This window comes from Cardiobacteriaceae bacterium TAE3-ERU3 (assembly GCA_019218315.1).
GTDB lineage: Bacteria > Pseudomonadota > Gammaproteobacteria > Cardiobacteriales > Cardiobacteriaceae > JAHUUI01.
Map to the genome: position 1 here is coordinate 1 of JAHUUI010000010.1, position 2500 is coordinate 2500.

Here is a 2500-nt window from a genome sequence, read left to right on the forward strand (position 1 = left end):
TAGCTAAGGGGCTGTGTAAAGCCCTGACGGTGACCTACTCTCACATGGGGAGACCCCACACTACCATCGGCGATACTGCGTTTCACTTCTGAGTTCGGCATGGGATCAGGTGGGACCACAGTTCTATGGCCGTCAGGAAAACCGGTGTCAAGTGATTGTTTAGATCACTCTTCAACCCAACACGCTTTTACGGGCGAGTCAGGCAAACATTCAATTTGTATTCAACAATTCTGTCAGCTTCAAAATAACTTGAGCGTTGTATGATCAAGCCTCACGGTCAATTAGTATTGCTTAGCTTCATATATTACTACACTTCCACATGCAACCTATCAACGTCGTCGTCTACAACGGACCTTGAGTGACCTTAAAGGTCAAGGGAGATCTTATCTCAGGAGGGGCTTCCCGCTTAGATGCTTTCAGCGGTTATCCCTTCCGAACATAGCTACCCGGCAATGCCATTGGCATGACAACCGGTACACCAGAGGTTCGTCCATTCCGGTCCTCTCGTACTAAGAACAGCTTCCTTCAAATCTCCAACGCCCACGGCAGATAGGGACCGAACTGTCTCACGACGTTCTGAACCCAGCTCGCGTACCACTTTAAATGGCGAACAGCCATACCCTTGGGACCTGCTACAGCCCCAGGATGTGATGAGCCGACATCGAGGTGCCAAACTCCTCCGTCGATATGGACTCTTGGGAGGAATCAGCCTGTTATCCCCGGAGTACCTTTTATCCGTTGAGCGATGGCCCTTCCATTCAGAACCACCGGATCACTAAGACCTACTTTCGTATCTGCTCGACGAGTATGTCTCGCAGTTAAGCTGGCTTATGCCTTTGCACTCTTGGTGCGATTTCCGACCGCACCGAGCCAACCTTCGCACTCCTCCGTTACTCTTTAGGAGGAGACCGCCCCAGTCAAACTACCCACCAGACACTGTCTGCAATCCCGATAAGGGACCTACGTTAGAACATCAAAATAAGCAGGGTGGTATTTCAAGGATGGCTCCACAGAAACTGGCGTTTCTGCTTCAAAGCCTCCCACCTATCCTATACAACTTATTTCAATGTTCAGTGTCAAGCTGTAGTGAAGGTTCACGGGGTCTTTCCGTCTTGCCGCGGGTACACAGCATCTTCACTGCGATTTCAACTTCACTGAGTCTCGGGTAGAGACAGCGCCGCCATCGTTACGCCATTCGTGCAGGTCGGAACTTACCCGACAAGGAATTTCGCTACCTTAGGACCGTTATAGTTACGGCCGCCGTTTACCGGGGCTTCAATCAAGAGCTCTCACCCCATCATTTAACCTTCCGGCACCGGGCAGGCGTCACACCCTATACGTCCACTTGCGTGTTTGCAGAGTGCTGTGTTTTTGATAAACAGTCGCAGCGGCCTATTCTCTGCGACCCCCAATAGCTTACAGCGCAAGGCCTTCACCATCAGGGGCATACCTTCTCCCGAAGTTACGGTATCATTTTGCCGAGTTCCTTTACCCGAGTTCTCTCAAGCACCTTGGAATTCTCATCCTACCCACCTGTGTCGGTTTGGGGTACGGTTAATCATAATCTGAAGCTTAGAGGCTTTTCCTGGAAGCAGAGCATCAACCACTTCGTCATCGTAATGACTCGTCATCACATCTCAGCCTTAAAGATGCCCGGATTTACCATGGCATCAAGCCTACATGCTTAAACACACATCCAACAGTGTGCTGGCTTAGCTTTCTCCGTCCCCCCATCGCAATTATGATCAGTACAGGAATATTAACCTGTTTCCCATCGACTACGCGTTTCCGCCTCGCCTTAGGGGCCGACTCACCCTGCGCCGATTAGCGTTGCGCAGGAAACCTTGGGTTTTCGGTGTGCGGGTTTTTCACCCGCATTATCGTTACTCATGTCAGCATTCGCACTTGTGATACCTCCAGCATGCTTCTCAACACACCTTCATCGGCCTACACAACGCTCCCCTACCATACATATAAATATGCATCCGCAGCTTCGGTACACAGTTTAGCCCCGGTAAATCTTCCGCGCAGGACGACTCGACTAGTGAGCTATTACGCTTTCTTTAAAGGGTGGCTGCTTCTAAGCCAACCTCCTAGCTGTCTTCGCCTTCCCACTTCGTTTCCCACTTAACTGTAATTTGGGGACCTTAGCTGGCGGTCTGGGTTGTTTCCCTCTCCACGACGGACGTTAGCACCCGCCGTGTGTCTCCTGTAGTCAAACTTTACGGTATTCGGAGTTTGCATCGGTTTGGTAAGTCGGTGTGACCCCCTAGCCGAAACAGTGCTCTACCCCCGTAAGTCATCTACAAGGCACTACCTCAATAGTTTTCGGGGAGAACCAGCTATCTCCGAGCTTGATTAGCCTTTCACTCCTATCCACAGGTCATCCCCTAACTTTTCAACGTTAGTGGGTTCGGTCCTCCAGTTGATGTTACTCAACCTTCAACCTGCCCATGGATAGATCGCCCGGTTTCGGGTCTACACCCAGCGACTAAAACGC

The 2500-nt window shown here is 50.9% G+C and carries 2 rRNA genes (1 of these 2 cut by a window edge); both read right to left on the reverse strand.

The window, feature by feature from the left end:
* Positions 1 to 21 precede the first annotated feature (21 nt).
* Positions 22 to 137 (reverse strand): 5S ribosomal RNA (rrf, locus tag KRX19_11495).
* A gap of 123 nt (positions 138 to 260) precedes the next feature.
* Positions 261 to 2500: ribosomal RNA gene (locus KRX19_11500) — 23S ribosomal RNA — on the reverse strand; it runs 634 nt beyond the window's last position.